The following is a 22649-nucleotide window of genomic DNA, read 5'->3' on the forward strand; positions in this document are numbered from 1 at the left end:
GGGGCTCGTGCACATCGGGCGCAGGGGATTCACCGAGGTCTTACGTACTGTTGACGTCGGTTTACCTGCGGTGGCACCGCGTTGCCCGCCGGTAACCCGCACGGAACGATGTGACGGAGGTCGCGCACCCACCGCACAGCCACCGAGTGCCCCGCCCGCCGGCCCTGAAGCCGACCGGGCATCAGACATCTGTTCCCATGCGACATCCCGAGTCACCCGCGTGTTCCGCCGGAGGTCTCCCACCCGCCATGGACACGCACCTACGATCGGCGCGCATTGTCGAGCCGACGGTAGGAGGCGTTCATGGGAACCCAGGAGTCGCAGCACGCGCAGGGGCCGACCGGGCAGACGGGGGGTACCGGACGCCGGGCGCTGCTCGGCGCCGCGGTGCTGGGCGCGGGCGGAACGGTCCTCGGACTGTCCGGGACGGCGAGAGCGGCCGACGCGGGCCACGGAGGCGGGGGCGGCGGCGTGAGGAGCCTGCCCCGGCCGACGATCATCGGCCACCGGGGCGCCAGCGGCTACCGCCCCGAACACACCCTCGGCTCCTACCAGCTGGCCCTCGACCTGGGTGCCGACATCGTCGAGGCCGGCGACCTGGTCCCCACCAGGGACGGCCACCTCGTCTGCCGCCACGAGCCGGAGATCGGCGGCACCACGGACGTCGCGAACCACCCCGAGTTCGCGGACCGCAAGACCACCAAGGTCCTCGACGGCGTCCCCACCACCGGCTGGTTCACCGAGGACTTCACGCTCGCCGAGCTCAAGACGCTCCGCGCGATCGAGCGCATCCCGGCCAACCGCCCGCACAACACCCTCTACGACGGCCGCTGGGAGATCCCCACCTTCGAAGAGGTCCTGAAGTGGCAGGACGCACAGACCCGCAAGCGCGGCAAGCAGGTCTGGATCTACCCCGAGGCCAAGCACCCCACCTACTTCCGCAAGCTGGGCCTCGGCCTGGAGGAGCGGATCGCCCGGGTGCTGCGCAAGCACGGCAAGGACCGCAAGAACTCGCCGGTCATCGTCCAGTCCTTCGAGCCGACCAGCATCCGGCGCCTCGCCAAGCTGATCGACAACCCGCTGGTGGTCCTGCTGTCCGGCGCCACCAGCCGTCCCTGGGACTTCGTCGAGACCGGTGACCCGCGCACGGTCGCCGACCTCGTCACCCCGAGGGGCCTCAAGGAGATCGCCTCCTACGCCCAGGGCATCGGCCCCACCCTCGACCTGGTCATCCCGCGCGACGCGGCCGGCCGGCTCACCACGCCGACCACCCTGGTCAAGGACACCCACGCGGCGGGCCTGATCCTGCACCCCTACACCATGCGCAACGAGAACCCCTTCCTGCCCACCGAGTTCCGCAAGGGCACGGACGCCGACGCCTACGGCGACGTCTTCGGCGCCTACCGGGTGTACTTCGCCACCGGCATCGACGGCGTGTTCACCGACAACCCGGACACCGGCGTGCTGGCCCGCGAGGACTTCGTCAACGGCTGAGCCACCGGCCCCGGTTGGGGTGACAGTCGGCCGCCCGGGCAACCCAGGACCCGGGCGGCGGCGTCGCCCCGCATATGACGCACGACCTCCTCACCACCCTGCGCCCCCTGCTCACCGCCGAGGCCGATGCCGAGGCACATGCCACCGGTACGGAACCGGGCGACCTGGAGCAGGCGGTCTGGCTCCGCCTCCTGGAACGCCTGGACACCCAGGGCCCGCCCCTCGACCCGCCCGGCTGGCTCCGCCGCGCCGTCCGCTCCGAGTCCCGCCGCACCCGCCGCAGGAGCCGCCTCGAACGGCCGTACGCCGCCGAACCGGCCGACGACGGCGACCGCACCCCCGAACAGCTCGCCCTCGCCTCGGCCCGCCGCCGCGCCCTCCACGACGCCGTACGCCGATTGCCGGGCCGCTGCCCGCGACTGATGGCGGCCCTCCTGTCACCCAGGGACCTCACCTACCGGGAAATCGCGGGGGAGTTGGGTATGTCACAGGGCAGTCTGGGTCCGGAACGTTCCAGATGCCTGGGATGTCTGCGCCGATTGCTCACTCCGGAGGTTGCGGCCCGTGGAGCACGGGGATAGGAGTGAAGGACAACAGGCGATCAGGTGAGCGGGAGGCGTGCGCACATGGGCATGAGCGTGACCATCTCGGCGGCGACCGAGCACGACGCGGAACAGATCTTCAGGCTGCAGTACCTGTGCTTCCAGAGCGAGGCCGCGCTGTACGGCAACTACCGCATCGATCCGCTGGTCCAGAGCCTGGACTCGGTCCGCGGTGAGGTCGTCGCGGACTGTGTCTTCGTGGCCCGGCTCGGCGAGGAGGTCGTCGGCTCGGTCCGCGGCTCGGTGACCGAGGACGGCGCCGCCGCCATCGGCAAGCTCTGCGTCCACCCCCGCCTCCAGGGTCACGGCATCGGCGCGCGGCTGCTGCGCGCGGCCGAGTCCGCGCTGGCCGAGGAGCGCGGCGCCAAGCGGTTCCGCCTCCACACCGGCCACCGCAGCGAGGGCAACCTCCGCCTCTACCGCCGGGTGGGCTACGAGACGGTGGGCACGTCGGAGGGCGCGGACGGCGTACCGATGATCGTCCTGGAGAAGCCGGCGGGAGCCTATGTGGCCACCGCCTGACGTCCGTCAGGCGGTCCGCGCCCGGCGCAGCCAGTAGATGGCCGACAGCGGCAGCAGGACCGGGATGAAGAGATACCCCATGCCGTAGTCGGACCAGACGGTCGCGTCGGGGAACGCCGAGGGCTCCACCAGGGTCCAGGTGCCGACGGTCAGCACGCCCACCAGCTCGGCGGCGCAGCACACCAGCGCCGCCCTGCGGGCCCTCTCGCCGCCCCGGACCAGCGTGTACGTGATGAAGCCGTACACCACACCCGCGATCGCCGACAGCGTGTACGCGAGCGGCGCCCGGTCGAACTCGGTGGCGATCTGGTAGATCGAGCGCGACACCGCGCCGACGACCATCACGCCGTACAGCCACACGAGCAGCGTTCCCGGCCCGCTCGCCAGCCGGCTCCGCGCCGGCCTCTCCTGCGTGGCGGCCACCTCAGCCTCCCCAGATGTCGTAGAGACGTACCTCAAGGACCGCCAGCACCACACCGCCGGCGGCCACCGTCACCGAACCCCACCGCGTCCGCTCGCCCAGCGACATGAACCCCGCCGCCGGGACACACGCGAACGCGCCCAGCAGATACGCCACGAAGATCGCCGTGCCCTGCTCCGGCTTCTCGCCCCGCGCCAGCTGCACGATCCCGACCACCAGCTGGACCAGGGCCAGCACGGACACCACGGCCATCCCGATGAAGTGCCAGTCCTTGGTCGGCTGGTCACGGTAGGCGGCCCAGCCGCACCACGCGGCGAGCACGAGCGCGGCGACGCCGGTCACGAGCGTCAGGGCAGCAAGCATGCCGCGACCCTATTACGGGCCAAAAGACCCGAGGCCGCCGACCCCGACGTGCGTCGTAGGGTCGACGGCATGAAGATCCACGCACAAGCCCTGCTGTTCGACAACGACGGGACCCTCGTCTCCTCCCTCGCCTCGGTGGACCGCTGCTGGACCCGGTGGGCCGCGGAGTACGGCATCACCGCCGAGGACTTCGCCCGCGTGGAACTGCACGGCCGGCCGGCCGCCGAGATAGCCGCCGACCTGCTGCCCGCCGACATCGTGGGGCAGGCCGTCGCGCGGATCGAGACGCTGGAGGTGGAGGACGTACCCAACGACGGGGTCCGCCTGCTTCCCGGCACCCGGGCCTTCCTCGACGCGCTCCCCGCCGACCGCTGGGCCGTCGTCACCTCCGCCACCCGCCGCCTGGCCGAGGCCCGCCTCGACGCCGTCGGCATCCTGCCCAAGACACTGGTCACCGCCGACGACATCACCCGCGGCAAGCCCGACCCCGAGCCCTACCTGCTCGCCGCCCGCGCACTGGGCGTCGACCCGGCCCGCTGCGTCGTCTTCGAGGACGCCCCGGCCGGTCTCCAGGCCGGCCGCGCCGCCGGGATGACCACCGTGGCATTGGCCACAACCCACCAGGCCCACGAGCTCACCGCCGACCTGGTGGTGAAGGACCTGTCGGCCCTGTCCGCACTGGTCACCGCCGAGGGCGTCGAGATCTCCGCCCAGGACTGACGACTGTCCACCACTGTCCGCCATCCGGACAGTAGTTCTTGGTCGACTCCATACGTCTGCTTTACTGATCACATGACCACGACGAGCATGCGCACCCTTGCGACCGAGGCGACCCTGACGCCCGGTGCTCGTTGTACGTGTCGAATGCGCGCCTTCTAGAGGGCCCTCGCACCACCCCTGAGCCTCGCGCCCCGAAGCGAGCCTGTGGCATGTCCGTACGCCTCCAGCCGTACGTGACCGCGCCGCCGCGCGCACCACCTCCTCCCGTACCAGGGCACACCCACGCCCTGCACACGACAGTGACGGAAACCCACGTGATCACCACATCGGGCCTCACCAAGGTCTACCGCTCACGCGGCCGCGAGGTCACCGCCCTGGACGGCGTCGATCTCCATGTCCGCGAAGGCGAGGTGTACGGCGTCATCGGCCAGTCCGGCGCCGGCAAGTCCTCGCTCATCCGCTGCGTCAACCTCCTGGAACGCCCCACCGCCGGAACGGTGACCGTCGCCGGCCAGGACCTCACCGCCCTCGCCGGACGCGGACCCCGGGCCGGGCGGGAACTGCGCCGGGCGCGCAGCCGTATCGGCATGGTCTTCCAGCACTTCAACCTGCTGTCCACCCGGACCGTGCGGGACAACGTCGAGCTGCCGCTCGAAATCCTCGGCAAGTCCGGCCAGGAGCGCTCCCGCAAGGCCCTCGAACTGCTCGACCTCGTCGGTCTCGCCGACAAGGCCAACGCCTACCCGGCCCAGCTCTCCGGCGGCCAGAAGCAGCGCGTCGGCATCGCCCGCGCCCTGGCCGGCGACCCCAAGGTCCTGCTCTCCGACGAGGCGACCAGCGCCCTCGACCCCGAGACCACCCGCTCGATCCTCCACCTGCTGCGCGACCTGAACCGGCAGCTGGGGCTCACGGTCCTGCTCATCACCCACGAGATGAACGTCGTGAAGTCGATCTGCGACTCGGCCGCTCTCATGGAGCGGGGCCGCGTCGTCGAGTCCGGCACCGTCAGCGAACTGCTCGCCACCCCGGGCTCCGAGCTGGCCGCCGCGCTGTTCCCGGTGGGCGGCGAGGCCTCCGGCGCCGACCGCACGGTCGTCGACGTCACCTTCCAGGGCGAGGCCGCCACCCAGCCGGTCATCTCCCAGCTGTCCCGCACCTACAACATCGACATCTCGATCCTCGGCGCCGCCATCGACACCGTCGGCGGCCTCCAGGTCGGCCGGATGCGTATCGAACTGCCCGGCCACTACGAGGACAACGTCGTGCCGATCGGCTTCCTGCGCGAAAAGGGCCTGCAGATCGACGTGGTCGGCGAAGAAGACGGCGAGGAGCCCCAGCTGGTGAAGGAAGGTGCCAAGTGACCTGGTCCGAGATGCAGCCCCTGCTGGAACAGGCGTGTTGGGACACCCTCTACATGGTCGGCTGGTCCACCCTGATCGCCGTCGTCGGTGGCCTCCCGCTCGGCATCCTCCTCGTCCTCACCGACCGCGGCGGACTGCTGCAGAACGTCCTCGCGAACAAGGTCATCGGGCAGGTCGTGAACATCGCCCGCTCGATGCCGTTCATCATCCTGATGGTCGCCCTGATGGGCTTCACCCGCTCCATCACCGGCACGACCATCGGCCGCGAGGCCGCCATCGTGCCCCTGGCCATCGGCGCGATCCCCTTCTTCGCGCGCCTGGTCGAGACGGCCGTCCGCGAGGTGGACGGCGGGCTCGTCGAGGCCGTGCAGTCCATGGGCGGCAACACCTGGACGATCGTCCGCAAGGTCCTCGTACCCGAGTCCCTGCCGTCGCTGATCTCCAGCACCACCACCACGATCGTCGCCCTCATCGGCTACTCGGCGATGGCCGGCACGGTCGGCGCCGGCGGACTCGGCGACATCGCCATCCGCTACGGCTACCAGCGCTTCGAGACCGACCTGATGTGGATCACCGTCGCGATCCTCGCCGTCGTGATCTCGCTCATCCAGTTCGCCGGCGACTTCGCGGCCCGCTCCCTGCACCGCCGGGGCGGCCGGGGCGGTGCCGCTCCGAGGCTCCGCCTGTTGAAGCCCAAGGGCCCGGCGACACCCGACGTCGGCAAGGCCGCCTGAAGCCCCTCGCCGCACCCACCCCACCCGAAGACCGCCCCGTCCCACCCATCACGGGGTCGCTCCACCCATCAGGAAAGGCACTTTTCGTGCGTAACACCGCCAAGATCACGACCGCTGTCCTCGCCGCCGGAACCCTCACCCTCGGGCTCACCGCCTGCGGCGCGGACGACTCCGCCTCCGACACCAGCGGCCCGCTGGTCGTCGCCGCGAGCCCCACCCCGCACGCCGAGATCCTGAACTACGTCAAGGACAACCTGGCCGAGAAGGCGGGACTCGACCTGGAGGTCAAGGAGTTCCAGGACTACATCGTCCCGAACACCGCGACCGAGGACGGCTCGGTGGACGCCAACTACTTCCAGAACCAGCCCTACCTGGACGACTTCAACAAGAAGCGCGGCACCCACATCGTGCCCGTCGTCACGGTGCACCTGGAACCGCTCGGCCTCTACTCGAACAAGGTGAAGAGCGCCGACGCCCTGAAGAGCGGCGCGACGATCGCCCTCCCGAACGACGCCGTGAACGAGGCGCGCGCCCTGAAGCTGCTCGCCGCCGACGGGCTGATCACCCTCAAGGAGGGCGTCGGCAGCGAGGCGACCCCGCAGGACATCTCCAAGAACCCGAAGAACCTCAAGTTCAAGGAGGTCGAGGCGGCCCAGACCGTGCGCTCCCTGGACGACGTGGACGCCGCGGTCGTCAACGGCAACTACGCCATCTCCGCCGACCTCAAGCCGGCCGAGGACGCCCTCGTCCTGGAGTCCGCGAAGAACAGCCCCTACGGCAACTTCCTCGCCGTCAAGGAGGGCAACGAGGACGACCCGCGCGTGAAGAAGCTCGCCAAGCTCCTCACCTCCGCCGAGGTGAAGAAGTTCATCCAGGACAAGTACGCCGGGTCCGTCATCGCCTCGTTCTGAGCGCTCCCGGAGTCCGCGAAGGACACCCCCACGCCGGTCGCCTCCGGCCGACGGGGCGTATACGGCGTATCGCCACGCACGGGGTCGACTCCCTCACCGGGAGTCGACCCCGTCGTGCGTCGCGGTGCTTTCATGCTGCATGCTGGGCAGTTCAGCAGGCTGAAGGTTTCCCGACGGTTACGGAGCGGCGCATGACTGGCACCTTCCCCAACATCTCCATCAACACGGAGCGGTTGGTGCTGCGTCCCCTCGACGAGGACGACGTGCCTGCCCTGGCCGAGATGATGAACGACGAGCAGGTCGCGGCCTGGACCGACGTCCCCCAGCCCTTCACCGAGGACGCCGCCCGCGCCTGGATCACCGACCACGCGCCCGCCGAACGCGAGTCGGGCCGCGGCCTCGACCTCGCCGTCACCGAGTTCCTCACCCAGCGCCTGGTCGGCGTCGTCCAGCTCACCAAGACGAACTGGCACATCAGGTCCACCGAGCTGTCCTACGTCATCGCCCCCTGGGCCCGAGGTGAGGGGTACGCCTCCGAGGCCGCCCTCGCCACCTCCCAGTGGCTCCTGCGCGACCAGAAGATCGAGCGCGTCGAGCTGCGCACGGCGGCCGACAACACCGCCTCCCAGCAGGTCGCCCAGAAGATCGGCTGTATCAGCGAGGGCGTCCTGCGAGGCGCCTGCATAGCGCACGTCCGCACCGAGGACGGCACCTGGACCGACGTCCGCACCGACTTCATCGTCTGGAGCCTGCTCCCCGAGGACCTCGACGGGGCCGACGAGCAACTGGCCGACTCCGGCGGTTTCACGTCGTTCTCGGACTGGAACTGACCGAGGGGGCCGACGATCCGGCCGACTCCACCGGATACGCTCACGGAGCCCGCCCTCCGGGCCGGTCCTGACACCCCGCGCACACCCTCTGGAGACTGAGACACGATGGCCGACCGGGTCACGGTGATCGGCTGGGACGGCTCGCCGCTGACCGCCGCGGCACGCTCCGCCCTGAGTGCCGCCACCCTGGTGGCCGGCACCGCCCACCACCTGGCGCTCCCCGAGGTGCCGCCCGGCGCCGAACGCGTCCGCCTCGGCAGCGTCGCCCTCGCCGCCCGCCGGATCGCCGGCCACCGCGGCACCGCGGTCGTCCTCGCCGACGGCGACCCCGGCTTCTTCGGCGTCGTACGGACCCTGCGCGCGCCCGAGTTCGGCCTGGAGGTCGAGGTCGTCCCCGCGGTCTCCTCCGTCGCCACCGCCTTCGCCCGCGCCGGCATGCCCTGGGACGACGCCCAGGTGGTCGTCGCACACCGGCGCACCCTGCGACGCGCGGTGAACGTGTGCCGCGCCCACAGCAAGGTCGCCGTCCTCACCTCGCCCGGGGCCGGCCCCGCCGAACTCGGCCTCCTCCTGGAGGGCGTCCACCGCACCTTCGTCATCTGCGAGGAACTCGGCACCGACCGCGAACAGGTCACCGTCGTCACCTCGGACAAGGCCGCCGACCACATCTGGCGCGACCCGAACGTCGTCATCGTCATCGGCGGAAACGCCGCCCCCGCCGTCACGGGGGAGGGCGGCTGGATCGCCGGACGCGACCCGGGCACCGGACCGCGCGGCTGGACGCAGCCCGCCGAGGCCTACGGCGGTGACCTGGGCGAAGGCGAGTCGGACCTGCTCCGCGCGGCCCAACTCGCCCGGCTCGGACCACGCGTCGGCGACCTCGTGTGGGACATCGGCTGCGGCAGCGGTGCCTTCGCGGCCGAGGCGGCGCGGGCCGGGGCGGCCGTCATCGCCGTCGACCGGGACCTCGCCGCGTGCGCCCGCACCGACGCCGCCGCGCGCGGCTTCGGCGTCCAGCTCCAGATCGTGCGCGGCGCCGCCCCGCTCGTCCTGGAGAACCTGCCCGAACCGGACGTCGTCCGCGTCGGCGGCGGGGGAGCGGCCGTGATCTCGGCCGTGGCCGACCGCCGCCCGCAGCGCATCGTGACCCACGCGGCGACCCGTGACGCGGCCGAACTCGTCGGCCGCGACCTGACCGAGCACGGCTACCGGGTCGAGTGCGCCCTCGTTCAGTCCGTCGAACTCGACACCCGGGCCTGGACGGAGACCGAGCGGAGCGTCGCGTTCCTGCTCAGCGGCCTGCTGCCGGATCGTACGGCCTGACTCCGGAACCGTCCCGGATTGTGTCCCCGTGATCCTGTTGTCGTACTGCGCGCGGTAGGCTGGCCGATCGTCGTACCGCACTCGGACGCCCGGCGCTTCGTCGCTCAATGTCCCGAAAACACGCCCGTTTTGGGGTGGGTGTGGTACGGCGAGACCGGAGGACGCGCAACGTGGCGCAGTCCACAGCGGACCGTGGCGGATCAAGCTGTCGCAACGGGGGAACGGCCGCGACAATGCCAGTTAATGGCTTTGTCGTCTTTTGGCGTCGGGTCGTTCGTGCCGCTGGGCACGCACGCTCGTTCTTCACTGCGGGGCGGTCGGTGCGCCGTTCCGGGTGAGCCGGCCGAAGAAGCACTAACCGATGGGCGAGGGGTACGCATGACCGACACCGGCCAGGTCCCGGGCGAGGGACTGCCGGAGAACGCAGGCATGGTGGAGCAGCCGGGCGTCTCCGCGCACGGTGCGTACACCTACCTCTCCGAAACCACCGCCGAGGACGAAGACCTGTTGCTGCTGCCGGGTGCCCAGGGCGCGTGGGGCAACGAGGTCGCCCCACCCACGCCGGAGCCGGTCGTCGAGACCGTGCACGAGCCGGGCCCGCACGAGATGTCCGGCCGCGACAGCGGCTCGGTCGACCTGAGCGCCGTCCGTTTCCCCGGCTCCGTGGCGCCCGCGGTGTCGGTACCGCCCCGCCGCCCCCTGCACCTCGGCCCGCCCATCCCCGACGCCTCCGCCAGCCCGGTCCGCTCGCTCGCCGACCGCGGTGCCGTCGGAGCACCGGTACGGCACCCCGGCCCGATGGCGGCCGGCCCCGAGTACCTCGACGTGCCCCAGCCGCTCCGCGAGATGTCCCCCCAGGGCGCTGTGCCCTGGGGCGCCGCCCCCGTCCAGGGCGTGGCCCCGGCACCGGTGGCCTTCGAGACGACGGCTGCCGAAACGGTTGTTCCGGCGCCGGTGCCCGAGATCGACGCGGTGGAGGCGGCCCAGGCCGCGGTGGCCCGCCTCACGACCGAGGCCGACGCCGTGACGGCCGCGCAGCTCGCCGAGACGGAAGCGGAAGCGGAGGCATTCGCCGTCCCGGAGACCGGGACAGCGGCGGAGGCGGTGACCCCGGACGCCGAGGTCGCCGCGGCGCCTGTCGCGCAGGCTCCGGAGGGACAGGGCCACGGGTTCGCCGAGGTCCCGGAGGCCCAGACACACGAGCTGGCGGAGACGGCCGAGGGCCAGGACCCCGGATTCACGCCGTCCCCGCAGGACGCCGTGGCCGTGGCCGACGCCGAGGTCGTACCCGTTGGAGAGGCCGTGTGGGGCGACGACGCCTCGCGGACTCCCGCGGAGACGCAGGTTCCGGAGGCCGAGCAGGTTCCGGCGACCGAGCAGCTTCCGGAAGCCGTCCAGGGTGTGGACGAGGACCCGGCGTCGCCGGTGGATCAGGGCGAGGCCGTCGCCCCCCTCGCCACCGAGGCCGTCGCCGTGGACGCCGAGCAGGCGGCGGCGTTCGCAGCGGAGGGCGGACCGCTGGAGGCGCTCGACGCCGACCAGCAGCCGTGGCCCGACGCCCCGGCCGACGCCGGTCGGGAACCGGACGCCGAGGTCGGAGAGGCCCCGGCAGCCCCCCCGGCCCCGGAGGCCGCATACGCGCCGGACGCCGCACACTCCCCGGAGTTCGGACACCCGCTCGCAAGCGACCTGGTGTCCGAGACCGCTCCGGTGTCCGACATCGCCGGGGTGTCCGAGGCCGAGCCGGAGGCCATCCCCTCCGACCTTCCGCTCGCCCCCGAGGCCATCGCCGCCGACATCGCGCCGGAGGCCGATGCCGCCAGCGGGCAGCCCGCCCCCCTGGACGCCGGGACCGCGGAAACCGACCCATCCCAAGACGCCATCGACCCCTCCCAAGACGCGGCACCGGCCCCCGAAGCCGCCGCTCAGGACGCCGTACTGATCCCCGAAGCCGCACCCGAGGAAGCCGTACACCCCTCCGAGGCTCCCGCCGCAGAGCACGTGCCGGCGATGCCCGAGGCCGTACCCTTCCCGGCCGCTGCGGACGTCGCGGACGCCGGCGAGGCCCCGCAGCCCGCGGACAGCCCGGCGGCAGTCGTGGAGGAGGTCCCCGAAGCCGTGACTCCCGAGCCGTCTCCCCAGGCCCAGTCCCAGCCGCAGCCCCTGCCGGTCGAGCAGGCCGTCGCGGAGCAGATCCAGGTCGCGGAGCAGGGCCACGCACCCCTCGTGACCGCTCAGGACGCGCAGGGCCCCCAACTCGTCCCGGCCCCGTACCTCGCGCACGAGGACACGCCGCCCGTGATCGACCCGGCCGCCGAACTCCCCGAGGCCCAGCCGCAGTTCGCGGTCCCCGACACGGACCTCCCCGGTCACGCCGCCCCCACCCCCGAACCTTCCGCCGATCACCCCCTCGGCGAGTTCGTCCAGGTCGAGGGCTTGGTGCCGACCACTCCGCACCTCGCACCGACACCCCCGCACGGCATGACCCTCCCCCCGGAGATCCCGCAGGCGGCGGAGACACCGCAGACCCCGGAGATCCCGCAGGCACCGGACGCCGTCACCCCGGTCCCCGCACCCCGTGAGGGCGACCCCGGCCTCGTACAGCACGCGGACGACCTGGACACCCGGGCCGCCGAACAGGAGGACCAACAGGACCGGGACCGGCAGAACCAGCAGGACCAGCAGGACCAGGAAGAGATGAGCACCGCGCCCGTGGCAGACGTACGACAGTCCACCGGCCCGGCCGCCCCCGCCTACGACGACGCCGAGCGCGAGGCCGTCCTCAAGGTCATGCGCGAGCGCCGCGACATCCGCAACGGTTTCCGCAGCGACCCGATCCCGCACGAGGTGCTGCTCCGCGTCCTGGAGGCGGCCCACACCGCCCCCTCCGTGGGCCACTCGCAGCCCTGGGACTTCGTGGTCATCCGCTCGGCGGAGACCCGCGACAGCATGCACGAACTGGCCATGCGCCAGCGGGACGCCTACGCGAAGTCCCTCCCCAAGGGCCGGGCGAAACAGTTCAAGGAACTGAAGATCGAGGCGATCCTCGACACCCCGGTGAACATCGTGGTCACCGCCGACCCGACCCGCGGTGGCCGGCACACCCTCGGCCGGCACACCCAGCCGCAGATGGCCCCGTACTCCGCCGCTCTCGCCGTCGAGAACCTGTGGCTCGCCGCCCGCGCCGAGGGCCTCGGGGTCGGCTGGGTCAGCTTCTTCGACGAGCGCGAGATGGTCCGCGCCCTCGGTCTGCCCGAGCACCTCGAAGTCATCGCGTACCTGTGCGTGGGCTACGTCGACGAGTTCCCGGACGAGCCCGAACTGATGCAGGCCGGCTGGTCCAAGCGCCGCCCGCTGTCGTGGGTCGTGCACGAGGAGACGTACGGCCGCCGCGCGCTGCCCGGCGAGGAGCCGCACGACCTGCTCGGCGAGACGGTCGCGCAGATCCGCCCGCTGGACGCCAAGGCGCTCGGCGAGGCGTGGGAGCGACAGAAGCGGATGACCAAGCCGCCCGGCTCGCTCGGCATGCTGGAGATCATCTCCGCGCAGCTGTCCGGCCTGTCCCGGCAGTGCCCGCCGCCGATCCCGGAGCCCGCGGCCGTCGCGATCTTCGCCGGCGACCACGGCGTGCACGCGCAGGGCGTCACCCCCTGGCCGCAGGAGGTGACGGCCCAGATGGTCGCCAACTTCCTCGGCGGCGGCGCGGTCTGCAACGCCTTCGCCGCCCAGGTGGGCGCCGAGGTCTGCGTGATCGACGTGGGCGTGGCGGCCGAACTCCCCGCGACCCCGGGGCTGCTGCCCCGCAAGGTCCGCGCGGGCACCTCCGACATGACCACCGGCCCCGCGATGACCCGCGAGGAGGTCAAGCAGGCCATCGAGGTGGGCATCGAGACGGCCCGCGACCTGGTGGCGGCCGGCAACAAGGCCCTCCTCACCGGTGAGATGGGCATCGCGAACACCACCGCGTCCGCCGCCCTGATCTCGGTCTACACGGACGCCGACCCGGCCGAGGTGACGGGCCGCGGCACCGGCATCAACGACGAGACCCTCGCCCGCAAGACCGAGGTCGTCCGCCGTGCCATCGAACTCCACCAGCCCGACCCGGCCGACCCGATCGGGGTCCTCGCCGCGATCGGCGGCTTCGAGCACGCCGCCATCGTCGGCCTCCTCCTGGGCGGCGCCTCCCTGCGGACGCCGGTGATCCTGGACGGCGTCAGCGCCGGCGCCGCCGCCCTGGTGGCCCGCGCCATCGCCCCCGAGGTCCTCGCGGCCTGCATCGCGGGCCACCGCAGTGCCGAGCCCGGCCATGTGGCCGCCCTGAACAAGCTGGGTCTGCGTCCCCTGGTCGACCTCGACCTCCGTCTGGGCGAGGGCACGGGCGCGCTGCTCGCCCTGCCCCTGGTGCAGAGCACGGCCAGAGCGATGCACGAGGTGGCGACGTTCGACTCGGCGGGAGTCACCGAGAAGTAGGCGGCGACCGGGGGTGGTCCGGGCACGTGTCCATGCGGGCCCCCCACCCCCGCCGTACGCTGAACCCGCAGCCTAGAATCCGCACGTCAGGGCCGCTCCAGAGCCGCAGCGCCCAGCCATGCCCGTCCGAGGAGCCGCACCTCATGGCCGAACACCCCGCCTACCCCGTAGGCCTCCGCCTCACCGGCCGCCGAGTGGTCGTCCTCGGCGGCGGCCAGGTCGCCCAGCGCCGCCTGCCGGCCCTGATCGCGGCGGGCGCGGACATCCTTCTCGTGTCTCCCGAAGCGACCCCTTCGGTCGAGGCCATGGCGGATGCGGGCGAGATCGGCTGGCAGCGGCGCCCGTACGCCGACGGCGACCTCCGGCACGCCTGGTACGCCCTGATCGCGACCAGCGACCCGGAGGCGAACCGGCGGGCCTCCGCCGAGGCGGAGACGCACCGCGTGTGGTGCGTCCGCTCCGACGACGCCGACGCGGCGACCGCGTGGACCCCGGCCACCGGCACCAGCGAGGGCGTGACGGTCGCCGTCCTCACCACCAACGCCAAGGGCCGCGACCCCCGCCACACCGCCGCCATCCGCGACGCGGTCGTGGAGGGCCTCCGCGACGGCACCCTGGTGGCGCCGCACCACCGCACCCGCACCGCCGGCGTCGCCCTGGTCGGCGGCGGCCCCGGCGACCCGGACCTGATCACCGTGCGAGGCCGCCGTCTCCTCGCCGAGGCCGACGTCGTCATCGCCGACCGCCTCGGCCCGCGCGACCTCCTCGCCGAACTCCCGCCGCATGTCGAGGTGATCGACGCGGCGAAGATCCCGTACGGCCGCTTCATGGCCCAGGAGGCCATCAACAACGCCCTGATCGAGCACGCCAAGCAGGGCAGGTCGGTCGTACGGCTGAAGGGCGGCGACCCCTACGTCTTCGGGCGCGGAATGGAGGAGGTCCAGGCCCTCGCCGAGGCCGGCATCCCCTGCACCGTCGTCCCGGGCATCTCCAGCTCCATCTCCGTCCCTGGCGCGGCCGGTATCCCGGTCACGCACCGCGGGGTCGCCCACGAGTTCACGGTGGTCAGTGGCCATGTCGCCCCCGACGACGAGCGTTCCCTCGTCGACTGGCCGTCCCTCGCCAAGCTGACCGGCACGCTCGTGATCCTGATGGGCGTCGACAAGATCGGCCGGATCGCCGAGACCCTGGTCGCCCACGGCAGGTCCCCGGACACCCCGGTCGCCCTGGTCCAGGAGGGCACCACGGCCGCGCAACGCCGGGTCGACGCCACCCTCGCCACGGTCGCCGAGACCGTACGGACCGAGGAGGTGAAGCCGCCGGCCGTCATCGTCGTCGGCGAGGTCGTCACCGTGGGCACACAGGCCTCCGCACACCCCTCCGAGTAACCGCGGGTAACACAACTCGTTCCCAGCCGTTGGCACCGCACCCAGGACAAGGCAGTATCACCCTGTGGCCGATCTCATCACCGTCGATGACCCCGACGACCCGCGCCTGCACGACTACACGGGCCTGACCGACGTCGAACTGCGCCGCAAGCGCGAACCGGCCGAGGGCCTGTTCATCGCCGAGGGCGAGAAGGTCATCCGGCGGGCCAAGGACGCCGGATACGAGATGCGCTCGATGCTGCTGTCCGCGAAGTGGGTCGACGTCATGCGTGACGTCATCGACGAACTCCCCGCCCCGGTCTACGCGGTCAGCCCGGAACTCGCCGAACAGGTCACCGGCTACCACGTGCACCGCGGAGCGCTCGCCTCGATGCAGCGCAAGCCGCTGCCGACGGCCGCCGACCTCCTCCAGAGCGCCCGCCGGGTCGTCGTCATGGAGTCGGTCAACGACCACACCAACATCGGCGCGATCTTCCGCTCGGCCGCCGCCCTGGGCATGGACGCGGTGCTGCTCTCCCCGGACTGCGCCGACCCGCTCTACCGCCGCAGCGTCAAGGTCTCCATGGGCGCGGTCTTCTCCGTGCCCTACGCCCGTCTCGACACCTGGCCCAAGGGCCTGGACTCGGTCCGCGAGGCGGGCTTCACCCTCCTCGCCCTCACCCCCGACCCCAAGGCCAGAACCCTCGACGAAGCCGCCCCCCACAAGATGGACCGGGTGGCCCTGATGCTCGGCGCCGAGGGCGACGGCCTCTCCACCCAGGCCCTGGTGGCCGCCGACGAATGGGTCCGCATCCCCATGGCCCACGGAGTCGACTCCCTCAACGTGGGCGCGGCGGCCGCGGTCGCCTTCTACGCGGTGGCGACGGGCCGCCCCGCGCTCTAGCCGCCGAAGCGCGCCCCTACTCGGACGTCGAGAGCGTCGACTCGTAGCGCTGGGACATCACCGGCGCCGGCAACGGCTCATACCCCGGCTGCTCCAGCCGATTCCGTACGACGTCCCCCTCGCCACCGAGTCCGCGCGACGGCCCCTGACAGCCCTGCGCCGCGGCGATGGCGAGCGCCACCAGCAGCGTGACCACGACGAACACGAACAGCCGCTGGCGCAGCAGGCGCGGATTGGCGGGCCGCCGGCCCGTACCCGTGCCCCTCGGCCCCGGCCGACCCGCTCCGCTGCGCGGCGCCGGACGGCTTCCGCCGCCGGACCGCGTCGTGTTCCGCGCGCCCGCCCCGGACCGCGAGGACGGACCGCCGCCCCGCGAGGCACCGCCCCCGCGCGACGGGGCCCCGCCCCGCATCGGCGCCGGACCGCGGGAGCCGGTACCACTGCGCGGCGGGGGAGTCCCCTGCGTGCCCGAGCCGCCGGGCTGACCCTGCGGACGCCGCTGCGGCGCCCGCTCCGGATAGGTGTCGGCGAGCCGTCCGGCGGTCCGGTCCGCCTCACCGCCGCGTGGCGCGGGCGGCCGTACGTCCGCCATGCCCTGTGCCTCCCGGGCGGCGATCTCCTTCAGCCGCAGCGACAACTGCAGGGTGCTGGGCCGTTCCTCGGGATCCTTCGCCAGACATGCGCGGACCAGCGGAGCCAGCGCGTCCGGCACGCCGTGCAGCTGGGCCTCCTCGTGCACCACCCGGTACAGCATCACCTCGGAACTGCCGTGCCCGAAGGGCGAGTCGCCCATCGAGGCGTACGCCAGGGTCGCGCCGAGGGAGAAGACGTCCGTCGCGGGCGTCACCGCGGCGCCGCGCACCTGTTCGGGGGCGAGGAAGCCGGGAGAGCCGACGGCGGTGCCGACATGGGTGAGCGTGGAGGCGCCCGTCGCCCAGGCGATGCCGAAGTCGATGATCCGCGGGCCCTTGGGGGACAGCAGGATGTTGGACGGCTTGAGATCCCGGTGCACGACACCGGCTTCGTGCACCGCGACCAGCCCCTCCGACAGGGCGGCCCCGACGGCGGCCACGTCGGCGGCCCCCAGCGACCCCTCGTCGGCGACCTTGTCGTGCAGCGAGGGTCCGGGCACGTACTGCGTGGCGAACCAGGGCCGGTCGGCGTCGAGGTCGGCGGCGACCAGCCGTGCCGTACAGCCGCCGCGAATCCGCCGTGCCGCCGACACCTCGCGCGCGAACCGGGAGCGGAACTCCTGGTCCTCCGCCAGATCCGGCCGGATCACCTTGAGCGCGACCCGCTGCCCCTTGCGGTCGGAGCCGAGATAGACCACGCCCATCCCGCCCGCGCCGAGCCGTCTGTGAAGCCTGAACGAGCCGACGACGCGCGGGTCCTCGCGCCTCAGGCGCATCATCGCCATGTTCATCCCCGCTGCCCGGTCCGTATGACGTGCCACAGCTTACGTTTCCACGGCCCGCCGCGCGCAGAGGCCGCGCCCTCCGGGCCCGATCGATTGTCAGTGCCGGGTGGGAGAATTGAAGAGTGGTCAGGGAGCTCGCGGACAGGGCGACTTGGGCGGGTCTGTGATCTCAACCACCTGTCACAGAAGGGGGATTGAACCCGTGAAGGGTGATCGCGTGGAGATAGTCGTGGACGCCGGGGACACGACGCGTACGTACGAGGTGGTGGCGAGCAGGGCGGGCCGCCGGGTGGAGACAGCGGTACGCCGAGGGGTCGTGGAAGTGAGCGAAGTCACTCGCAACGGCTCCGTGGTCCGGACGGCGCGTTTCATGGCGACGAGGGTGCTGGCGCTGGTGGAGCAGCCGATCCCCCGTGAGGACAACTCCGAGAAAGCGGGGCACAGCGGGCGACCCCTCCGGGAAGACCCCGAGACCTAGGTCTCCGTCTCCACCCACGGGAGTACTCCGCAGGTCATGGCTCATCCTCCGGGAGGCCCGGCATTCGGTACGAGGGCATGACGTGCGCCGACCGCCGGACGCCTAGATTTGAGGTCAAGCGGCGGGTGCAGCACTCGTCCCCCGAGGTCAGACACCCGCCGCTGTCAATGACAACCGAATCGGTCAGGAGAGGGACCATGGCCTACACGGCACCGCGGACACTGGTCCGCACCCAGGAGCGCATGGCGCTCCGCCCCCGCCGCACGGGCCGTCGCCACCCCTTGGTGGCGACGCTCATGGCCCTTCCCCTGGCGGCCCTGCTCCTCCTCGTCTTCGACGGCTGGGAGACAGTGGCCATGCAAGCGTCGTCCGTGGGAGTGATGCTGGGGCGCTGAGCGGCGACCCCAGGCCCGGAAGAGCGGTCCGGGCGGGGACATCCACCCATGAAACCCCGTGGGGACGGGGGTGCGGCGGACGGCAAAAAATGCCGGTGCAGCTGGGGAGCTGCGCCGGCATTGCCATGTCCAGAACCGGAACGGATACCTCCGGCGGTCTGCGTGCGGGGCAGGGGTCCGGGGGCGGCAACCCCAGCGCGAGGGCCACCTTTCGATCGGCCGGGTCGGACGAGGGGTGGGCACAGTTCCGGGGCCCTGGAGCGGAGCTCCCGGCAAGGCCCGCCCCGTGGCGGACCACCCGATACTCAGGCCCCCACCAACCTGCGTACCCTCGCCAACGAAAAGCCCCGCCCCCGCCAGGAGCCCAGTGACCCACGCCCACCCCCTGCTCTCCGCCCTCACCACCCGAGCCCGGGCCAGGGCCCACTCGGCCCCTTCCCCCTGCCCCTGCGGAGCGGCGGGGGGTCCGGCAGCCGGGGCGACCGCCACCCTCGCCGACCGCCCCGACGCCACAGTCGTCCGACATGTCGACACCGTCGCCAAGGCGCACGCCCCGGACACCACCCGCGCCGACCTGACCCCCCGCCTCAGCGTCGCCGCCCACCACTCCGGCATCCTCCTGCCCCCGCTCACCCCGACCCCGGTCGACCTGCACGGCAGGCTGGTGACGTTCTGGCCCTACGGCACCCCCGTGGACCCGGAGAACCCGGACGCGGCCCCCTGGGAGGACGTCGCCACCCTCCTCGCCCACCTCCACCGCATCCCGGCACCGGCCGCCCTGCCTCCCATGCGGGGCCCCGTCAAAGCCGCCCTCGCGGTCACCCGCCTCCGTGCCACGGCCGCGGACCACCCCGCCACCGCCCCCGTCCTGCACGCCTGGTCCACCCTTCCGGCCTGGTCCCGCGCCGAGGCGCCCATGCCGGACACCGGCATCCTCTGCCACGGCGATCTCCACCTCGGCCAACTGGTCCGCCACCCCGCCCCCGACGGCCCGTGGCGGCTCATCGACGTCGATGACCTCGGCGTCGGCGTCCCGGCCTGGGACCTCGCCCGGCCCGCGGCCTGGTACGCCTGCGGACTGCTCCCGCCCGACGACTGGACCCGCTTCCTGACCGCCTACCGCACGGCGGGCGGCCCGGCCCTCCCTCCGCACGGCGACCCCTGGCCCGCGCTGGACGTCCCGGCCCGCGCCCTCACCGTGCAGACCGCCGCCCGGTCGATCGCCAAGGCCGTCGCGGCGGGCCGATCCCTGGACGAGGTGGAGCAGGCACTGGTCGACGCCTGTGACCGAATGGCGTCCGCCCCGCCGGAATTGGTGGAAGGTTCCCCCAAGTAGGGTGCAACCGACCGCAGCAGGACAGAGTCTGTCCTGGCGTACCACTAAGCAGGACCGACGGGCGAGGAGTTGAGCCGACCATGCAGTGTCCGAAGTGCCATGCACCGATGCACACGTACAACCGCAACGGCGTCCAGATCGAGCAGTGCAGCGGCTGCCGCGGCATCTTTCTCGACTACGGCGAGCTGGAGTCGCTGACCCGCATGGAGTCCCAGTGGGGCGGACCCGCGGTCCCGCCGCCCCCGGCCGCTCCGCAGTACCCGGCCGCCGGCCAGCAGCAGTACCCGGGTGCTCCCGTCGCCCCCGCCTGGGGTGCCCCGCAGGGCGGCCACCACGGGGGGCACCATGGCGGTCACCACGGCCACAACCGCAACCGCGGCTTCGGTCACATGCTGTTCTCCAGCTGACGGCTGACACTCGGCGGTCGACAGCGGACCGGCATACGAGGAAGCCCCCGGCCGCAGGGTCGGGGGCTTCGGTGTGTGGACGATACTGGGATTGAACCAGTGACCTCTTCCGTGTCAGGGAAGCGCTCTCCCGCTGAGCTAATCGTCCGGGATACTGCGTGCGCGATACTGGGATTGAACCAGTGACCTCTTCCGTGTCAGGGAAGCGCTCTCCCGCTGAGCTAATCGCGCGGGTCGGGCCTTCGACGATCTCTCGAAGATCCAGTGGACGATACTGGGATTGAACCAGTGACCTCTTCCGTGTCAGGGAAGCGCTCTCCCGCTGAGCTAATCGTCCTTGGAGGTGGAGACGGGATTTGAACCCGTGTAGACGGCTTTGCAGGCCGTTGCCTCGCCTCTCGGCCACTCCACCAGGAGTGCAGGGGATCGGGAAGACCCCTGTTCCATCGAGCGGACGACGAGGTTCGAACTCGCGACCTCAACCTTGGCAAGGTTGCGCTCTACCAACTGAGCTACGTCCGCCTGTCGTTTCGGATCGCTCTCGCGGCCCGGCGACGAGTTGAACTCTAGCGGATACCGGGGCCAGTACAAAAACGCGTTTGCGCAGCGTGCTGCGGTGCGCCTGCTCAGGGACGTGCCCAGGGGTTTCCGAAGAGACACGGCCAGGTCACGCGCCGGACACCCGCCCTAGACTCGACCGCGTGCTCCACCTCCCTGCCCTCGCCCGTTTCGGCGACCGCGCTGCCACCGGTCTCCTCGACGTCACCAGCGATCCCGCGGCTCTGGACTCCAGCGGGTTCTGGGCGGTCTGCGCGGACTTCGAGGGACGTCTGACCTGTGCCCGCTTCCGGGACGTACGGGAGGAGCCGGTGCCCGCGCCGGTGCCGGGGGAGTGGCAGGGTCCGGCGGCCGGTGACTGGACGTCCTCGCTCGACCGCGCCGCGTACACGGCCGGGGTGCGGCGGATCCGGGAGTACATAGCCGCCGGTGAGGTCTACCAGGCCAACCTCTGCCGGGTGCTCTCCGCGCCCGTGGCGCCGGACGCCGACGTGGACGCCCTCACCGCCCTGCTGGCGCGCGGCAACCCGGCGCCGTACGCGGGAACGATCCGGCTGCCCGGCCACGGGGTGGAGATCGCCACCGCCTCCCCGGAGCTGTTTCTGCGCCGCGACGGCCGGGCCGTCGAGTCCGGGCCGATCAAGGGCACCGGGCGCACCGAGGCGGACCTCCTGGACAAGGACTACGCCGAGAACGTCATGATCGTGGACCTTGTCCGCAACGACATCGGGCGGGTCTGCGCCACCGGCAGCGTGAGCGTGCCGGACCTGTGCGTGATCGAGAAGCATCCCGGCCTGGTCCACCTGGTGTCGACCGTCCGCGGCGAACTCCGCGAGGACGCCGGCTGGCCCGAGCTGCTCGGCGCCGCCTTCCCGCCCGGGTCGGTCACGGGCGCGCCCAAGTCGAGCGCGCTGCGGATCATCGAGGCGCTGGAGACGGCACCCCGGGGGCCGTACTGCGGCGGCATCGGCTGGGTCGACGCCGACCGGGGAGTCGGTGAGCTCGCCGTGGGCATCCGGACCTTCTGGATCGACCGGGCGGAGGGCGTGCTGCGCTTCGGTACCGGCGCCGGCATCACCTGGGGCTCCGACCCCGAGGCGGAGTGGCGCGAGACCGAACTGAAGGCGTCCCGGCTGCTCGCGGTAGCGTCGGGCACGTACGAGGTGACTGGAGGGACCCGAACGTGAAGATCTGGCTCGACGGTGGACTGCAGGACATGGAGTCCGCCCGTGTCTCCGTCTTCGACCACGGGCTGACCGTGGGCGACGGCATCTTCGAGACGGTGAAGGCGGTGGACGGCAGGCCGTTCGCGCTCACCCGCCATCTCGACCGGCTGACCCGCTCCGCGCGCGGCCTCGGCCTGCCCGCCCCCGACCTCGACGAGGTCCGCCGCGCCTGCGCCGCCGTGATCGAGGCCAACCCGATGCCGCTCGGCCGGCTGCGCGTCACCTACACCGGCGGGCACGGTCCGCTCGGCTCGGACCGCGGCGAGCACGGCCCGACCCTCGTCGTCGCCCTCGGCGAGACCGGCCGGCGTCCCGACTCCACAGCCGTGATCACGGTCCCCTGGACCCGCAACGAACGCGGCGCGCTCACCGGCCTCAAGACGACCTCGTACGCCGAGAACGTCGTCGCCCTCGCCCGCGCCCGCGAACAGGGCGCCTCCGAGGCGCTGTTCGGCAACACGGTCGGACAACTCTGCGAAGGCACCGGGTCGAACGTCTTCGTCGTCCTCGGCGGCGAGATCCACACCCCGCCCGTCGCCTCCGGCTGTCTCGCCGGCATCACCCGCGCCCTGGCCGTCGAGTGGACGGGCGCCAGGGAGACCGACCTGCCGCTGGACGTCCTGGAGCGGGCCGACGAGGTCTTCCTCACCTCCACCCTGCGGGACGTCCAGGCCGTGCACCGCGTCGACGCACGCGAACTGCCGGGCGTACCGGGTCCGGTGACCGCGAAGGCGATGCGGATCTTCGACGAGCGGGCCGGAAACGACCTCGATCCGTAGGGCTCGATCCGTGAAGGCGGCCGATATTGGG

At 72.2% G+C, this 22649-nt stretch carries 21 protein-coding genes and 5 tRNA genes; 18 read left to right on the plus strand and 8 right to left on the minus strand.

All coding sequences use genetic code 11. The annotated features are described in order from the left end of the window. Nucleotides 1-303 precede the first annotated feature (303 nt). The 3 genes from ACZ5VD_RS28855 to ACZ5VD_RS28865 all read left to right on the plus strand — a co-directional run bounded on the left by ACZ5VD_RS28855 (nucleotide 304) and on the right by ACZ5VD_RS28865 (nucleotide 2618). Complete coding sequence (locus tag ACZ5VD_RS28855; protein ID WP_468552267.1) at nucleotides 304-1494, plus strand: glycerophosphodiester phosphodiesterase; 1191 nt, start codon at nucleotides 304-306, stop codon at nucleotides 1492-1494. 74 nt (nucleotides 1495-1568) lie between these two features. Then, nucleotides 1569-2075 (plus strand): sigma-70 family RNA polymerase sigma factor, encoded by a 507-nt coding sequence (locus ACZ5VD_RS28860; protein ID WP_468552266.1) that lies wholly within the window; start codon nucleotides 1569-1571, stop codon nucleotides 2073-2075. 45 nt (nucleotides 2076-2120) lie between these two features. Next, nucleotides 2121-2618, plus strand: coding sequence for a GNAT family N-acetyltransferase (locus tag ACZ5VD_RS28865; RefSeq protein WP_468683759.1), 498 nt, complete (start codon nucleotides 2121-2123; stop codon nucleotides 2616-2618). 6 nt (nucleotides 2619-2624) lie between these two features. Here ACZ5VD_RS28865 and ACZ5VD_RS28870 read toward each other — a convergent pair whose 3' ends face one another. Both ACZ5VD_RS28870 and ACZ5VD_RS28875 read right to left on the minus strand, forming a co-directional pair. Further along, nucleotides 2625-3041, minus strand: coding sequence for a hypothetical protein (locus ACZ5VD_RS28870; RefSeq protein ID WP_468552264.1), 417 nt, complete (start codon nucleotides 3039-3041; stop codon nucleotides 2625-2627). A gap of 1 nt (nucleotide 3042) precedes the next feature. Beyond that, nucleotides 3043-3402 (minus strand): hypothetical protein, encoded by a 360-nt coding sequence (locus ACZ5VD_RS28875; protein ID WP_468552263.1) that lies wholly within the window; start codon nucleotides 3400-3402, stop codon nucleotides 3043-3045. 69 nt (nucleotides 3403-3471) lie between these two features. On the opposite strand from ACZ5VD_RS28875, the gene ACZ5VD_RS28880 reads away from it, so the two are divergent. From ACZ5VD_RS28880 to ACZ5VD_RS28920, 9 genes are all read left to right on the plus strand, one after another. Next, nucleotides 3472-4122, plus strand: a complete 651-nt coding sequence (locus tag ACZ5VD_RS28880; protein ID WP_468683761.1) for an HAD family hydrolase — start codon at nucleotides 3472-3474, stop codon at nucleotides 4120-4122. Between the two features lie 314 nt (nucleotides 4123-4436). Then, nucleotides 4437-5483 (plus strand): methionine ABC transporter ATP-binding protein, encoded by a 1047-nt coding sequence (locus ACZ5VD_RS28885; RefSeq protein WP_468552261.1) that lies wholly within the window; start codon nucleotides 4437-4439, stop codon nucleotides 5481-5483. Further along, the gene (locus ACZ5VD_RS28890; RefSeq protein WP_468552260.1) at nucleotides 5480-6217 is read left to right on the plus strand and encodes a methionine ABC transporter permease; all 738 of its coding nucleotides are present in this window, start codon (nucleotides 5480-5482) and stop codon (nucleotides 6215-6217) included. The genes ACZ5VD_RS28885 and ACZ5VD_RS28890 overlap by 4 nt, the downstream gene beginning before the upstream one ends. An 86-nt stretch (nucleotides 6218-6303) precedes the next feature. Then, a complete protein-coding gene (locus ACZ5VD_RS28895) occupies nucleotides 6304-7128 on the plus strand; it encodes a MetQ/NlpA family ABC transporter substrate-binding protein (RefSeq protein WP_468683762.1) in 825 nt (274 codons plus the stop codon). 191 nt (nucleotides 7129-7319) lie between these two features. Next, nucleotides 7320-7958 carry a GNAT family N-acetyltransferase gene (locus ACZ5VD_RS28900; RefSeq protein WP_468552258.1) on the plus strand — a complete coding sequence of 213 codons (639 nt, stop codon included), beginning with the start codon at nucleotides 7320-7322 and terminating at the stop codon, nucleotides 7956-7958. A 105-nt stretch (nucleotides 7959-8063) separates the two neighbouring features. Further along, a complete protein-coding gene (cbiE, locus tag ACZ5VD_RS28905; protein WP_468552257.1) occupies nucleotides 8064-9281 on the plus strand; it encodes a precorrin-6y C5,15-methyltransferase (decarboxylating) subunit CbiE in 1218 nt (405 codons plus the stop codon). Between the two features lie 378 nt (nucleotides 9282-9659). Then, nucleotides 9660-13751: a nicotinate-nucleotide--dimethylbenzimidazole phosphoribosyltransferase gene (gene cobT / locus ACZ5VD_RS28910; RefSeq protein WP_468683763.1), complete on the plus strand. Its 4092-nt coding sequence runs from the start codon at nucleotides 9660-9662 to the stop codon at nucleotides 13749-13751. A gap of 143 nt (nucleotides 13752-13894) precedes the next feature. Further along, nucleotides 13895-15139 (plus strand): uroporphyrinogen-III C-methyltransferase, encoded by a 1245-nt coding sequence (gene cobA, locus ACZ5VD_RS28915; RefSeq protein WP_468552255.1) that lies wholly within the window; start codon nucleotides 13895-13897, stop codon nucleotides 15137-15139. A 64-nt stretch (nucleotides 15140-15203) separates the two neighbouring features. Further along, the gene (locus tag ACZ5VD_RS28920) at nucleotides 15204-16022 is read left to right on the plus strand and encodes a TrmH family RNA methyltransferase (protein WP_468552254.1); all 819 of its coding nucleotides are present in this window, start codon (nucleotides 15204-15206) and stop codon (nucleotides 16020-16022) included. 16 nt (nucleotides 16023-16038) lie between these two features. On the opposite strand, the gene ACZ5VD_RS28925 is transcribed toward ACZ5VD_RS28920, so the two are convergent. Further along, nucleotides 16039-17445 (minus strand): protein kinase domain-containing protein, encoded by a 1407-nt coding sequence (locus tag ACZ5VD_RS28925; RefSeq protein ID WP_468552360.1) that lies wholly within the window; start codon nucleotides 17443-17445, stop codon nucleotides 16039-16041. A gap of 196 nt (nucleotides 17446-17641) precedes the next feature. Between ACZ5VD_RS28925 and ACZ5VD_RS28930 the strand changes: the two genes are divergently transcribed. The 4 genes from ACZ5VD_RS28930 to ACZ5VD_RS28945 all read left to right on the plus strand — a co-directional run bounded on the left by ACZ5VD_RS28930 (nucleotide 17642) and on the right by ACZ5VD_RS28945 (nucleotide 20055). Continuing rightward, nucleotides 17642-17917, plus strand: coding sequence for a hypothetical protein (locus tag ACZ5VD_RS28930; protein ID WP_468552253.1), 276 nt, complete (start codon nucleotides 17642-17644; stop codon nucleotides 17915-17917). A gap of 197 nt (nucleotides 17918-18114) precedes the next feature. Continuing rightward, entirely contained in the window at nucleotides 18115-18312 is a 198-nt protein-coding gene (locus ACZ5VD_RS28935; RefSeq protein ID WP_468552252.1) for a hypothetical protein, read from the plus strand. Nucleotides 18313-18679: 367 nt separating this feature from the next. After that, complete coding sequence (locus tag ACZ5VD_RS28940; RefSeq protein WP_468683765.1) at nucleotides 18680-19648, plus strand: phosphotransferase family protein; 969 nt, start codon at nucleotides 18680-18682, stop codon at nucleotides 19646-19648. A gap of 80 nt (nucleotides 19649-19728) precedes the next feature. Beyond that, nucleotides 19729-20055 (plus strand): TFIIB-type zinc ribbon-containing protein, encoded by a 327-nt coding sequence (locus tag ACZ5VD_RS28945; RefSeq protein WP_468552250.1) that lies wholly within the window; start codon nucleotides 19729-19731, stop codon nucleotides 20053-20055. A gap of 76 nt (nucleotides 20056-20131) precedes the next feature. Here the strand turns inward: ACZ5VD_RS28945 and ACZ5VD_RS28950 are convergent. The 5 genes from ACZ5VD_RS28950 to ACZ5VD_RS28970 form a co-directional block, all read right to left on the minus strand. After that, nucleotides 20132-20203, minus strand: a tRNA-Val gene (locus tag ACZ5VD_RS28950). An 11-nt stretch (nucleotides 20204-20214) separates the two neighbouring features. After that, nucleotides 20215-20286, minus strand: a tRNA-Val gene (locus ACZ5VD_RS28955). 34 nt (nucleotides 20287-20320) lie between these two features. Next, nucleotides 20321-20392, minus strand: a tRNA-Val gene (locus tag ACZ5VD_RS28960). Between the two features lies 1 nt (nucleotide 20393). Beyond that, a tRNA-Cys gene (locus tag ACZ5VD_RS28965) sits at nucleotides 20394-20467 on the minus strand. A gap of 37 nt (nucleotides 20468-20504) precedes the next feature. After that, nucleotides 20505-20577: transfer RNA gene (locus ACZ5VD_RS28970), tRNA-Gly, on the minus strand. Between the two features lie 179 nt (nucleotides 20578-20756). On the opposite strand from ACZ5VD_RS28970, the gene ACZ5VD_RS28975 reads away from it, so the two are divergent. Next, nucleotides 20757-21800: a chorismate-binding protein gene (locus tag ACZ5VD_RS28975; RefSeq protein WP_468683766.1), complete on the plus strand. Its 1044-nt coding sequence runs from the start codon at nucleotides 20757-20759 to the stop codon at nucleotides 21798-21800. Further along, nucleotides 21797-22618: an aminotransferase class IV gene (locus ACZ5VD_RS28980; protein ID WP_468552248.1), complete on the plus strand. Its 822-nt coding sequence runs from the start codon at nucleotides 21797-21799 to the stop codon at nucleotides 22616-22618. The genes ACZ5VD_RS28975 and ACZ5VD_RS28980 overlap by 4 nt, the downstream gene beginning before the upstream one ends. The last annotated feature ends 31 nt before the right edge of the window (nucleotides 22619-22649 follow it).

Source organism: Streptomyces sp. NPDC032822, from assembly GCF_055578825.1.